This window comes from Kosakonia oryzendophytica (assembly GCF_900094925.1).
Taxonomy (GTDB): Bacteria; Pseudomonadota; Gammaproteobacteria; order Enterobacterales; family Enterobacteriaceae; genus Kosakonia; species Kosakonia oryzendophytica.
In genome coordinates, this window is sequence record NZ_FMAY01000004.1 from 72,083 (window position 1) to 84,649 (window position 12,567).

Sequence of the window (12,567 nt, forward strand, 5' to 3'; positions counted from 1 at the left end):
TAAGCAAGCAGGAAATGAAGACGTTTTATTGATTAAGATAATTCTTAGAAAGCATTTTTACTTAGCGTAAATCAATGACATATATCCCTACCTTTTCTGGCAGGGTATACGTTGTGGTGATATTTTCCCAACCCGTCTGGTGTTGATATCGCCATGAAAATTGATGGAGTCATGCGACCCGGTGCCCGTTTTTTTCTTCTACAAAGGTGCTGGTTCTCCTCGGGTCATCGCATTTAAAAAAAGCGCTCTCCCTCGACGAAACCGAAATGAAAAATTACTACGAAAAAACCTGGCCGCACGCATTCCGTGAAAGGGCTAATTAACCAGCCCATTTGTTATTTAACGGGCCAGCAGTGCAATCAGCGCAAGCAGCGCCGGAAGCGCCTGCACATAGAGTATTTTACGGCTGGCTGTCACCGCACCGAAAATCCCGGCAACCAGCACGCAGAGCAGGAAAAAGAAGAGAACCTGAACGCCGCTGGCACCCAGCCATAATCCCCACAGTAGCCCTGCTGCCAGAAAGCCATTGTAGAGCCCCTGGTTCGCGGCAAGTACGCGGGTCTCGCGGGCAAAATTGGCACTGAGATTAAATGCCTTACGACCTGTTTTCGTATCCCATAAAAACATTTCGAGAACAAGAATATAGAGATGTATAACAGCAACGACAGCGACAAGAATATTGGCTAACACGGGACATCCTGTTGAATGGGAACACGTGATGTGGAGTATAGATAATTACGCTAGGCATAACCCGTTCAGAGATAATGAATACCTCACGAAAGCGAAAAAAGAGAGGTAAAAGCAACCGCTCATCCGGTTGCTTTAGTGTGCACAACGTGTCAGAGATTACCGTTTTTACCGGCGGCGGTGTTATTCCCCTTTATCGGCGCACCTAAGGTCTGTTTAAACCACGTCACAACCGTGTCAATCACTGCGGGCTGGAACCAGCTAATATCGCCGTGCTCTGCCCCGTCAACGAGGATGTATTTCACCTTATCGTTTTTATCTTTCAGCGCGTTATAAAGCTGCGCGCTCTGGCGTGGCGACACTAACGTATCGGCGCTGCCATGCATAATCAGGAATGGCGGTTCGTGGCCGCTAATATGCCCCATCGGGCTCGCATTCAACGCTTTTTGTTTGTCGCTGTCGATGGTCGCGCCGGGGAAATGACGGAATGCCGCGCCATTCACCAACAGGGCTTCGGTCACCGCCGGGGAGCGATGCACCTGCTGAATATTTTCCGGGAACCCTTCGCCGATATTCAGCAAGTTTGAAATGCCATATAACGTCGCGACCGACTGTACCGTTGACGGTTGCTCCATGTTATCGCCTTTATCAAATACCTTCTCTGCGTTGGTGACACCCAACATCTGCGCCATCCAACCGCCGGCCGAATCACCCAGCACGCCGATGCGTTCCGGGTCGATGTTGTACTCGGTGGCATGCGCGCGCAGGTAACGCACTGCGGCTTTACCATCTTCCACCGGCGCAGGGAAAGTACTCGGCACCACGCGGTATTCCGCCGCAGCGACCACAAATCCCGCTTGCGCCAGTGCCAGCCGCATTTCAATAAACTTGTCATAATCTGCGCTGGTGAACCCTCCGCCCGGGAAATAGACCACCGCAGGCTTCAGATCGCCGGTACGGGGCACCAACAGCGACATTTTTAACTGGCGAATCGCACGCACATCGCGGATTTGGGAATAAACCACATTACTGATTAAATCCACCTGCCCGCGTGATTTTTCGACCTTAATCACCTCCGCGCCTGGGGTATTGCCTGGCAACGCCTGCGTGGCTGAAAATGCTGAACCTGAGATGCCTGCCATCAGCAGCAAACCCGCCATGTTGAATCGTCCTCGCCTCATTGAGATCTCCATTCTGTTTGTCGCCTGAAAAGCCAGTGGCTTACGCAATGTTTGTCAGCAGGGAGAGTACTCTGGCTCTTTTTTTAGCGTCAAACCCAATAACTGAATGAAATTCATCTAAATTTTGAATGCGTCCCGCCCAGTGTGCGCAGGCTCACATTAAAACGGCAGGCGGAACCAGATAGCCCACAGGACATAAACCCCACCCACAAGAAAAAACAGCCGATAGCCCCAGACGATGGCAGGCTCCTGCCGAAGGTAGAATTTCAGCGGGTTACGGTGCAGGTTGGCTGCGTTATAGGTTTTATGGAAATGGGTCATCTGCTGTGCGCCTTTGCCAGTCAGGGCGATCATAAAGCTCGACATCACAATCAACACCAGCGCCATATAGCTTTTCAGCGCCAGCGCAATGCCTTCACGCAGCCATAGACTATCCTCATGGCGCAATATCACCACACCGCGTTTTTTTAGCTCAATGGCGGCAATACTCAGCACCAGGTGCACTACAATCAGCAAACCAAAATGCTTTGCATTGGTACTAAAGGGATTTTTTAAAGTAATACCAAAGATCCAGGCGAAAAACGCCGCCGATGACAACATCCACATGATGATATTCACGATCGTTCCCTGCTCGCTTTTTTCTCTTTTTTACGCCGCTCACGAAGCGCGCATCAGAAAAGGGCCTTTCGGCCCTTTTTCATGCAATTCTGCCATTACTGACTCAGAAAGCGGAAATTTTTCTCATCCGTCCCTTTGTCTTTGCACAACAGCATTCGGTTAAGCGACTTAGTGCTCAGGCGAAAATCTTTCCCGCTAAACAGCAGCCCCTGGCCCTGTGTTCCACATTGCATCGTGGCGGAGACATTCCAGGTTTTCAGCTCATCCGCCGACAACGGGTTACCCAGAATAATAAACGCCGCCTTAATATGCTGTTTTGGATAAGCATAATGCAGGGGTTCCGCTTCTCCACGGCGCAAAAAATAGCAAGGCGGCGTCAAATCCAGCGCGTGCGTCTGTTTTGCTTTCCCCTGGGAAGCAATCTCCAGCTGGCATTTACCCTGTGCCTGCCCTAACGCCAGTTCATGGCCCTGCCAGACAAAGCTGTCCGTCGCGGCAGGCTCTGCATAACTCAGGTTGCTCACCAACAAGAGCGCCGCCGCGCCACAGGCGTAATGGTTCATCTTCGTCATAGCAACTCCCAAAACCAGACCTCTTTCCCTAAGGCAAAATAATCAGGACTTCCGCCTTTCATTAACATCTTACTGCCATCCCAGACATCAATATGATCGGTTGATCCCCAACCATCCTGAATGAACACGATCCCTTTTTTACCGGCATAGTCCGACTGGGTAACGGATTTTTTCTTCACCGCTTTCCCTACCAGATCATGTCGTCCCAGTAACCAGGTGGCAAGTTCCTGCGCGCGCAGCACATGTTTAGGGTTATGACCAAACCCCGGATAACATTTTGCGCCATGATAAATGCTGAGGTTAACGCCCGACTTCTCCAGCGCAACGCCCATTCTGATGGCGCACTGGTTGACGAAAGAGCTGTCACAGGGGCTTTCCGGATAGGGATGGTTATCCCAGAGTTGGCTGAACGATAGCATCATAGTTGTCCTTGTATTGCGGTTCCCGGAGGGTTAATACACCATGCTGTTGATCATTTTTGCTCCCAAAGAATAGGCGGCATCGCCAAAACTGGCGAGATTTTATTCACCAGCAAAATTGATTTTCGTGACAATTCTCTATGTTATAAGCAGGTTAACCGACAGCGGAGGAAAAATAAGACAATGCTGATTTATAACGTTTTTGGCCGTTATCTGGGGGTAAAACGCGTGGCGGAAAGCTGGCAGGTGTTTCGGGTAGACCGGAATGAAGGCAAGCACTCCCGACTGTATAACATCATCATTCCTGATGAATTAAGCGAAGCGGAAATCCCCGGCTGGCTGGGGGATATTTTCCATGAAGCAGCCAGCGAGCAACATCCCGATGTCACCCGCGTTGAATAAGGCCCGCCGGAGAAGAAGCCGTCTCACAAACCGGCAATGCGCCCGATCATTGAACGGATCTGCTGCCGGCTCAGGGGCGCGCGGTCAATCACAAAGTGCAACGTCATGCCTTCGATAAACGCATCCAGCGCGCGGGCGGTGACCGGATCGAACCAGTGCTCCAGCGTAGTCTGGCTGGCGCGCATCCAGTTTTGCATCACGCTTTTTAGCGTCGGCTGGCGGTTCATAAACGCATAGAGTTGGTACATCAGTTCCATATTGCGCACGGTGGTCACCTGCGCGCCATAGATTAATTCGGTCACCGCATCACAGGCCTGCGCCGGGCTGTCGACACCCGCGAAAAATGCCTGATACTGCGCAGACATCTGCTGTGTAAAGCGGGTGAACGCCTCCTCAAGCAGCGCATCGATACCGGCGAAGTAATAGGTCATCGAACCCAGCGGAACGTCCGCACAGCTGGCAATTTTCCGGTGCGTGACTGCCTGAATACCGTGTTCGGCAATCGTCTCCAGCGTCGCATCAAGAATGCGTTCACGCCGCTGTGGATCATTGGGTCGTCGGGCCATAAGTCCTCTCACTGATTTATGTACAAATGTACACTTCCTTGCTACTGTTGTCTCACCTTTTTACTGCCCACTGTGACGCTATGACTGCAAATGGATCCCGCAAGGCCCTGAGAAATCGCTTATGGGCGCTGTTCACCTTCTTCTTTATCCCCGGCTTACTGATGGCTTCCTGGGCGACGCGCACTCCGGCTATTCGCGACATTCTCTCGGTTTCCACCGCCGAAATGGGCGTGGTGCTGTTCGGTCTGTCGATCGGTTCGATGAGCGGTATTCTCTCCTCCGCCTGGCTGGTCAAACGCTTTGGCGCACGTAACGTCATCCGCGCCAGCATGTCATTTTCCGTGCTGGGTGTGCTGCTCCTCAGTGTTGCGCTCTGGTTCGCATCGCCACTGTTGTTCGCCGCCGGACTGGCCGTGTTTGGCGGCAGTCTGGGCGCGGGCGAAGTAGCAATGAACATTGAAGGCGCGGTGGTCGAGCGAGAGATGAATAAAACCGTACTGCCGATGATGCACGGCTTTTACAGCCTTGGCACGCTGGTTGGCGCGGGCATCGGCATGACGTTAACCGCGATCGGCCTCGCGGCAAATTTGCATATCCTGCTGGCAGGTCTGGCGGTGATTGTGCCGATTATGCTGGCGATTGCCGCCATTCCCGATGGCACCGGACGGGACTCTGAGGAAGACAACGCACACGGGAAAAAAGGAGTACCTTTCTGGCGAGATACCCAACTGCTGCTGATAGGCGTGGTGGTGCTGGCGATGGCCTTTGCTGAAGGCTCCGCCAATGACTGGCTACCGTTATTAATGGTGGACGGTCACGGCTTTAGCCCGACTTCAGGGTCGTTAATCTACGCCGGTTTTACCCTCGGCATGACGGTCGGGCGCTTCACCGGTGGCTGGTTTATCGATCGTTACAGCCGCGTGGCGGTGGTACGCGCCAGCGCCATCATGGGTGCGCTGGGCATTGGGCTGATTATCTTTGTTGATAGCGCCTGGGTGGCGGGCGTGTCGGTGATCCTCTGGGGACTGGGCGCATCGCTCGGCTTCCCGCTAACCATTTCCGCCGCCAGCGACACAGGCCCGGATGCGCCAACCCGTGTCAGCGTGGTCGCAACCACGGGCTATCTGGCGTTTCTCGTCGGCCCACCGTTGTTAGGCTTCCTGGGCGAGCATTACGGTTTGCGCAGCGCCATGTTGGTCGTGCTTAGTCTGATGCTGATTGCGGCACTGGTTGCCCGTGCCGTAGCCAAACCGGCACCAAACGCACAAGCCGAAAGCTACTGATCCGGATGCGGCATTCGCCTGAGCGGATGCCGCGTTGCTTATCCTTCCAGTGAATTGCCCACCCGCTTATCGCGCAGGAACACCACCATCAGGCCTAACCACAGCAGGCCATTCGCCAGATTGAAGAGACTGAACAAGCCATTGCCCCCTGTCAGCCACGCGTGCTTACTGACTTCAATACCCACGGTAAAGATGAGCATTTGCAGCATGCCCATTGCCGCTGAAACCGTACCTTTACTCATTTCGCTGGCGAACAACGTCAGGCGCACCAGCCCGGCGTTCGCCAGCCCGATGCCAAAGGCATACACACTCAACCCGGCAGTCATCCATAAATACGCATGGGAGGAGGCGACCGTCGCCACCGAAGCCAGTATCAGCCCGGCGACAATCGGCCAGCCCCCCATCATAATCAGCGCCCGCACGGTGCGGCGGGACGTGAGCCGCGCCAGCAATAGATTACCGACAATCAGTGCGCCAAAAATCGGTACCTGCAATAGCCCATATTCATAACTGCTCAGTTGTTCACCGCTCATAATAATGATCGGCGACTGCGCTATCCACGCCAGTAAAGGCAGGCTGACAAAGCCGGTCGCCAGCGCGCCCGCCACGAAGCGCAGGTTTTTCATCACTTCGGCGTAATCGCGCCACAGCGCTTTAAGCGACAGTGTCTCACCCAGCCGGGTGGCCGTTTCCGGCATCGCGCGTTGCAGACCGACAAAGGCGAACGCCGCCAGTACCGCAAACAGCACAAACATCCCTTCCCACGGCGCAGCATGCACCCATGCTGCGCCAACCAGCGGGCCAAGCAACGGCGCAATCAGCGCCACATTCGCCATCAGCGCCGTGATCTTGATGCACACCGCCTCGGAAAACGACTCCTGAATCGCCGCATAGCCGACAGCACCGATAAAGCAGAGGCTGATGCCCTGTAAAAAACGCAGCAGCGTGAACTGTTCAATATCCTGCGCCAGCAATGTTGCCAGACAGGTCACAATGAACCACACCACGCCAGTCAGCATCACCGGGCGACGGCCAATACGGTCTGACAATGGCCCCAGTAACCACTGTAAGAACATACCGCCCGCCAGATAGGCGGTCATCGACGTGGGCACCCATTCGATCCCCGCGTTGTACTGCGCCACCACCGACAACATGCCGGGTTGGATCATATCGTTGGCGATATACGTCGAGAATTCGTAAAGCACCAGACAGAGCGGGAATAACAGCGCCTGTCGGCCCAGGCGTTGGCCTGAAAGGGAGTGGTTTTGCATCATGCGGTCTCATCATCCTGTGAAAAATCGCGCCGAGTGTAATCAAAGCCATTGTGTGGCGGTAGAGAATTCTCGGTCGCCTGTTAAATAAAGCACATTTTCACCCGTTTAAGGTTCGCTTAACTCCCCTGGCGTAAGGTAATTCTGTTAACGGTTTCTCCAGGATTCGTCTAACTCTCAGAGGAGTAAGACAAAACCCCTTTACCGTCCAGCGCGCCACTTTTAAGGTGAGCGCTTTCGCCTCACTTTCGATAGCTTAATCAAAGAGTAACAAGAGTATGTTAGAGAGCCTGAATTACACGCTATTTTACTGGATTAACGCCACCCCCGACTCACCGCACGGGCTGATTGCTTTTGCCGGGTTTGCCGCCAGCGATTTGATTAGCATCGTTCCGCTGCTGGCAGCGGGTCTCTGGTTGTGGGGGCCGCGCAGTCAGGTGACTGCCCAACGCCAACTGGTGATCAAAGTGGCAATGGCGATCCTCGTCAGCCTCTGCTTCTCTGCGTTGCTGGGGCACATCTTTCCGCACGATCGTCCGTTTGCCGATCGCGTGGGTTATAACTTCCTGCATCACGCACCGGACAGCTCCTTCCCGAGCGACCACGGCACCGTGATCTTCACCTTTGCCGTCGCCTTCCTGGCCTGGCACCGTGTATGGTCCGGCGTGTTACTGATGATTACCGGCCTGACCATCGCCTGGTCGCGTGTTTATCTTGGCGTGCACTGGCCGCTGGATATGCTCGGCGCGCTGCTGGTTGGCATCGGTGGTTGTCTGACAGCGCAGATCCTGTGGCAGGCGTTTGGTCCGGCCATCTACCGCAGCGTCCAGCAGATTTATCGCCTGTGCTTTGCGATGCCGATCCGCCGCGGCTGGGTGCGTGACTAAGCCACACGGCAAAGGTAAGATGAACGCCCTGCTCAATGCAGGGCTTTCTTTTATTCAGGGGAAATATGGAAACAAGACGTGACGAACGGATTGGCCAGCTACTGGCGGCGCTGAAACGCAGCGATAAGCTGCATCTGAAAGAAGCGGCGGCGCTGCTGGGCGTATCCGAAATGACCATTCGCCGCGATCTCAGCGCCAATAGCGCACCGGTGGTGCTGTTGGGCGGCTATATTGTGCTGGAACCACGCAGCGCTGGCCACTATCTGCTCAGCGATCAGAAAACCCGCCTGGTGGAAGAGAAACGCCGTGCAGCGGAGCTGGCTGCAAGCCTGCTGCAGCCCCATCAGATGGCGTTTTTCGACTGCGGCACCACCACGCCGTGGATCATCGAAGCCATTCACCACGACCTGCCGTTTACCGGCGTCTGCTACTCCCTGAATACCTTTCTCGCGCTACAGGAAAAACCGCTGTGCCGCGCAATCCTTTGCGGCGGTGAGTTTCACGCCAGCAATGCCATTTTTAAACCGCTGAACTTCAACGAGACGCTGAGCAACCTGCGCCCGGATATCGCCTTTTATTCGGCAGCAGGCGTGCACGCCCAACAGGGCGCGACCTGCTTTAACCTGGAAGAATTGCCGGTAAAACACTGGGCGATGTCTCATGCCCAGTTTCATGTGCTGGTGGTGGATCACAGCAAATTTGGTAAGGTACGCCAGGCCAGCATGGGGCCGCTCAGCCAGTTTGATGTGCTGGTGAGCGATTGCCGACCGGATGAGAGCCTGGTCAACGCGGCCAAAACGTACCAGATCAAGCTGATGTACTGACCGTGCCCACCGGGGCACGGCCTGTTACCGTCAGGAGAACCAGCCGCCGAACAACTGGTGGAGTTTCAGCAGAACGAAATCCCACATCCGGCCAATGAAACCGGCCTCGCCCACCGCTTCCATCACCACCAGTGGACGCTGCTCAATGGTTTTGCCATTCAACTGGAAGTCGATGGTACCAACGACCTGTCCTTTCGCCAGCGGCGCTTCAAGCTGCGGCTGTGTGAGCGTGTAAGTCGCTTTCAAATCTTTTAGCTGCCCTTTCGGCAACGTCACCGCACCGGAATCCCCGGCCCCCAGCTTCGCCTCGCTGCTATCACCAAACCACACGCGCTGGTTCACAAAGACGGCATCGGGTTTGATGGGCGACACCGTTTCAAAGAAGCGGAAGCCCCAGGTCAGCAGTTTTTCCGACTCATTAAAGCGAATACGGTCCGTTTTCGCGCCCAACACCACGGAAATCAGCCGCATATCACCCTGTGTGGCGGAGGCCACCAGATTGTAACCCGCCCCGTCGGTGGTCCCGGTCTTCATTCCATCGACATTCAAACTGGTGCTCCACAACAGCCGGTTACGGTTGGGCTGGTGGATTTTATTGAAGGTAAAGTCTTTCTCTTTGTGAATGGCATACTCATCCGGCACATCGCGGATCAACGCCTTGCCCAGTAGCGCCATATCACGCGCAGTGCTGAACTGCCCCGGCGCATCCAACCCGTGAACGGTTTTAAAGGTGGTGTTGGTCAGACCAAGCTTTTGTGAGTAGCTGTTCATCAGACTGACAAACGAATCCTGGCTACCGGCAACATAATCGGCAATGGCGATGCTGGCATCATTGCCGGACTGAATAATCACGCCTTTATTGAGATCGGCGACCGAAACCTGATCGCCCGGCTTAAGGAACATCAACGAGGAACCACGCAGCACCGGATTGCCGGTCGCCCAGGCGTCTTTGCCGACGGTAACCGTATCGGTGAGATGAATTTTTCCGGCTTTCAACGCCTGGCCGACCACATAGCTGGTCATCAGTTTGGTCAGGCTGGCGGGATCGAGTTTCTCGTCGGCGTTACCTTCCGCCAGCACTTTGCCGCTGGCGTAATCCATCAGGATCCACGCTCTGGCGTCTACCGGCGGCGCACCCGGCGTTTGTTCAGCCGCATACAGTGAAGGAGTGAAAAGAACCAACAGCGCAGAGCCTGCAGCCAGGCCGCGAAGGGATAAAGAGAAATGCGTCATATAGGCCACCCGAGTATCCATTCAAAAAACGTCACAATGCCGTGCCGTAACAAACCGTGAGTAATAGCGCACAAACGAAGTGAAAAAAACCATCAATGGGTAAAGTTTTTCAAGTTTACGCAATAACACCGCGTTGCGCCCCGTTGACGTAATCTTTTTCACAGCCGTTGCCAGAACGTTAACTTTATCTCACCATTAGGGCACACAACGATTCACTTGCAAAAGGTGGGAAATGATAACGCTATGGGGCAGGAATAATTCGACCAACGTCAAAAAAGTACGTTGGATGCTGGAAGAACTGGAGTTGCCGTACGAGCATATTCTGGCGGGCGGGCAGTATGGGCTCAACCACGATGCCGCGTACCTGGCAATGAATCCAAATGGCCTGGTGCCGCTGCTGCGCGATGACGAAACCAACGCGGTACTGTGGGAGTCGAACACCATTCTGCGTTATCTGGCTGCGCAGTACGGGCAGCGCCGCCTGTGGATTGAAGAACCGGCGATACGCGCGCAGGGTGACAAGTGGATGGACTGGGCATTGAGCACGCTGGCACCCAAACATGGCCCGGTGCTGATGGGCTTAGTGCGCACGCCGCCAGAAAAGCGCGACAATGCTGCAATCGACGCCGCAAAACAGGTGCTGGATGGGATGTTTACTCTACTGGACGATGCCCTGGCCAAACAGCCGTGGCTCTCCGGCGATGCCTTTGGGTGCGGCGATATTGCCGTCGGGCCGTTTATTTACAACCTGTACAATATTCCCGGTCTGAACTGGGGCCCGCACACCCATTTGCAGCGTTGGTACGCGCAACTCTGTGAACGTCCGGGGTTCCGAAATACAGTGATGATCCCGGTCACCTGATGCCGACCCGTTAAATCAATAGCCGGGTGGCGTGAGCGCCCGGCAACATCCGCTACGGTGTCGTTGCCGGGCTGACTTTCCACAGTTCGCCATCCGACTCATCCGTTAAGACATAGAGATAGCCGTCGGGGCCAACGCGCACATCGCGGATGCGCCGATCGCGATCGCCGAGAATGCGGCCATCTTCCCGGACCTTGTCGCCATTAACGCTCATCACGATGACATTTTTCTCTTTCAGCGCGCCAATAAACAGTTTGTGTTGCCACTGCGGGAACTGCGCCGCGTGATAGAACGCCATGCCGCTGATGGCCGGAGATTTTTCCCAGTAGAAAATCGGCTGTTCGGTACCGTCGACAATCCCACCCTTCGCTTCCGGGATCTTCAGTCCACTATAATTAATGCCCCAGGTGGCGAGAGGCCAGCCGTAATTTTTGCCCTTTTGCGGAATGTTAATCTCATCGCCGCCGCGCGGCCCGTGCTCATTTAGCCATAGCGCCTGACTCCACGGATTCATCGCCATCCCCTGCGGGTTACGGATGCCATAAGACCAGATTTCCGGGCGCGCACCCGGCTTACCCACAAACGGGTTGTCGTTCGGGACCTGCCCCTGATCCGTCAACCGCACCAGTTTGCCCTGCAACTTATCCAGCTCCTGCGCGGTGATACGCTGGTTATTCTCCCCCAGCGCCACCCACAAATACCCTTTGCTATCGAACACCAGCCGTCCGCCGAAGTGGTTGCCGGTAGAGAGTTTCGGCTGCTGGCGGAACACAGTGCGGAAATCCTCAAGTTGCCGTAAATCCTCGCTGAGCCGCCCATAGCCAACCGCCGTCCCCGCTTTACCCTCCTGACCCGCTTCAGCATAACTGAGCCATACCCGGCGCGATTGTGCGAAATCCGGTGCCAACGCCACATCCAGCAATCCCCCCTGCCCATGCGCCCACACGTTCGGCACTCCATTAATCGGGTCAGATAATCCTTTCCCTTCCTGCCAGTGGCGTAATTGCCCCCCTCGTAATGTGATCAACATGCCCTGCTTCTCTGGCAAGAAGGCCAACGACCACGGGTGATCGAGTTTGGTTTGCAGCACGGTGACGTTTACTGCGGCGGGTGCAGCAAACAGTACAGAGGTAAAAAACAGTAATAACAGAGGGATATGGCGCATACGGCGTTCCTGTCTTCATCCATTAGTCTGGATAAAGGTTAGTCAGCATGCCGTTTCAGAGAGCGATTTTTACAAAAACTTAAGCAGGTAGCAGGAGTGGGAAGAGCAGAACATCAAACAACAACCTGAACGATCATTCATCAACAAGAAGGGGGGAAATTTCCCCCCATTCTCTGATCTCAGGCTTCCTCCAACGGTGCACGCTCACTCAAGTACTGAACGCAATAGCTGAGGACATTCAAAGAACGTTCGAGTTTGTCGGCATTCACCGTGATGTAGGTAGGGCAATCCTGCCGTCCACTCATCAAACAGACTGCCGCCGAGGAGAGGGCCTCCTCCGCACGATAAAGGGCGCCGCGGGCATCGCGGTCCGGCATCTGGCTGAGCCGTTCCCCTTTATCGCGAATCTCCAGTGCAAGTGCAAAGAAACGTTCACGTAGACGATCGGTTTCACTAACCGACATATACCCCTTTGCTTTCAACAACTGGATATAGCCGGCAAGGTCGCTTCTGCAAGTCACCAACTTCGTAAGAAGACGTCGTGCCATTTCGTCAACGGTCATACTGGTTCCTCCCTTGTCAGCCAATGGGCAATCC

General features: G+C 54.7%; 15 protein-coding genes. 5 read left to right on the forward strand and 10 right to left on the reverse strand.

The window, feature by feature from the left end; genetic code table 11:
• Positions 1 to 339: 339 nt before the first annotated feature.
• From GA0061071_RS08480 to GA0061071_RS08500, 5 genes are all read right to left on the reverse strand, one after another.
• On the reverse strand, positions 340 to 690 hold the full coding sequence (locus tag GA0061071_RS08480) for a DUF1304 domain-containing protein (RefSeq protein ID WP_088237171.1): 351 nt from the start codon (positions 688 to 690) through the stop codon (positions 340 to 342).
• A gap of 149 nt (positions 691 to 839) precedes the next feature.
• Complete coding sequence (locus tag GA0061071_RS08485; RefSeq protein WP_088237170.1) at positions 840 to 1,868, reverse strand: alpha/beta hydrolase; 1,029 nt, start codon at positions 1,866 to 1,868, stop codon at positions 840 to 842.
• 159 nt (positions 1,869 to 2,027) lie between these two features.
• Positions 2,028 to 2,486 carry a hypothetical protein gene (locus tag GA0061071_RS08490; protein WP_245191409.1) on the reverse strand — a complete coding sequence of 153 codons (459 nt, stop codon included), beginning with the start codon at positions 2,484 to 2,486 and terminating at the stop codon, positions 2,028 to 2,030.
• A gap of 95 nt (positions 2,487 to 2,581) precedes the next feature.
• A complete protein-coding gene (locus tag GA0061071_RS08495; RefSeq protein ID WP_088237169.1) occupies positions 2,582 to 3,058 on the reverse strand; it encodes a hypothetical protein in 477 nt (158 codons plus the stop codon).
• Entirely contained in the window at positions 3,055 to 3,480 is a 426-nt protein-coding gene (locus GA0061071_RS08500) for a type VI secretion system amidase effector protein Tae4 (RefSeq protein ID WP_071889960.1), read from the reverse strand. Before GA0061071_RS08500 ends, GA0061071_RS08495 begins: the two co-directional genes overlap by 4 nt.
• Before the next feature lie 180 nt (positions 3,481 to 3,660).
• On the opposite strand from GA0061071_RS08500, the gene GA0061071_RS08505 reads away from it, so the two are divergent.
• Positions 3,661 to 3,879 carry a DUF7661 family protein gene (locus GA0061071_RS08505; protein ID WP_061494618.1) on the forward strand — a complete coding sequence of 73 codons (219 nt, stop codon included), beginning with the start codon at positions 3,661 to 3,663 and terminating at the stop codon, positions 3,877 to 3,879.
• 23 nt (positions 3,880 to 3,902) lie between these two features.
• On the opposite strand, the gene GA0061071_RS08510 is transcribed toward GA0061071_RS08505, so the two are convergent.
• Positions 3,903 to 4,445 (reverse strand): TetR/AcrR family transcriptional regulator, encoded by a 543-nt coding sequence (locus GA0061071_RS08510; RefSeq protein WP_088237168.1) that lies wholly within the window; start codon positions 4,443 to 4,445, stop codon positions 3,903 to 3,905.
• Positions 4,446 to 4,525: 80 nt separating this feature from the next.
• Here GA0061071_RS08510 and GA0061071_RS08515 point away from each other — a divergent pair, with 80 nt between their 5' ends.
• On the forward strand, positions 4,526 to 5,728 hold the full coding sequence (locus GA0061071_RS08515; RefSeq protein ID WP_061494616.1) for an MFS transporter: 1,203 nt from the start codon (positions 4,526 to 4,528) through the stop codon (positions 5,726 to 5,728).
• 38 nt (positions 5,729 to 5,766) lie between these two features.
• Here GA0061071_RS08515 and GA0061071_RS08520 read toward each other — a convergent pair whose 3' ends face one another.
• Positions 5,767 to 6,999, reverse strand: a complete 1,233-nt coding sequence (locus GA0061071_RS08520) for an MFS transporter (protein WP_088237199.1) — start codon at positions 6,997 to 6,999, stop codon at positions 5,767 to 5,769.
• Between the two features lie 278 nt (positions 7,000 to 7,277).
• Here GA0061071_RS08520 and ybjG point away from each other — a divergent pair, with 278 nt between their 5' ends.
• Together ybjG and deoR are read left to right on the forward strand one after the other, a co-directional pair.
• A complete protein-coding gene (gene ybjG, locus GA0061071_RS08525; protein WP_088237167.1) occupies positions 7,278 to 7,886 on the forward strand; it encodes an undecaprenyl-diphosphate phosphatase in 609 nt (202 codons plus the stop codon).
• Between the two features lie 65 nt (positions 7,887 to 7,951).
• Entirely contained in the window at positions 7,952 to 8,710 is a 759-nt protein-coding gene (gene deoR, locus GA0061071_RS08530; RefSeq protein WP_088237166.1) for a DNA-binding transcriptional repressor DeoR, read from the forward strand.
• A 30-nt stretch (positions 8,711 to 8,740) separates the two neighbouring features.
• Here the strand turns inward: deoR and dacC are convergent, their stop codons facing one another.
• The gene (dacC, locus tag GA0061071_RS08535; protein WP_088237198.1) at positions 8,741 to 9,943 is read right to left on the reverse strand and encodes a serine-type D-Ala-D-Ala carboxypeptidase; all 1,203 of its coding nucleotides are present in this window, start codon (positions 9,941 to 9,943) and stop codon (positions 8,741 to 8,743) included.
• 232 nt (positions 9,944 to 10,175) lie between these two features.
• Between dacC and GA0061071_RS08540 the strand changes: the two genes are divergently transcribed.
• On the forward strand, positions 10,176 to 10,805 hold the full coding sequence (locus GA0061071_RS08540; RefSeq protein ID WP_088237165.1) for a glutathione S-transferase family protein: 630 nt from the start codon (positions 10,176 to 10,178) through the stop codon (positions 10,803 to 10,805).
• Positions 10,806 to 10,857: 52 nt separating this feature from the next.
• On the opposite strand, the gene GA0061071_RS08545 is transcribed toward GA0061071_RS08540, so the two are convergent.
• Both GA0061071_RS08545 and GA0061071_RS08550 read right to left on the reverse strand, forming a co-directional pair.
• Positions 10,858 to 11,970 (reverse strand): PQQ-dependent sugar dehydrogenase, encoded by a 1,113-nt coding sequence (locus GA0061071_RS08545; protein ID WP_061494612.1) that lies wholly within the window; start codon positions 11,968 to 11,970, stop codon positions 10,858 to 10,860.
• 179 nt (positions 11,971 to 12,149) lie between these two features.
• Entirely contained in the window at positions 12,150 to 12,533 is a 384-nt protein-coding gene (locus GA0061071_RS08550) for a biofilm formation regulator BssR (protein ID WP_061494611.1), read from the reverse strand.
• Between the last annotated feature and the right edge of the window lie 34 nt (positions 12,534 to 12,567).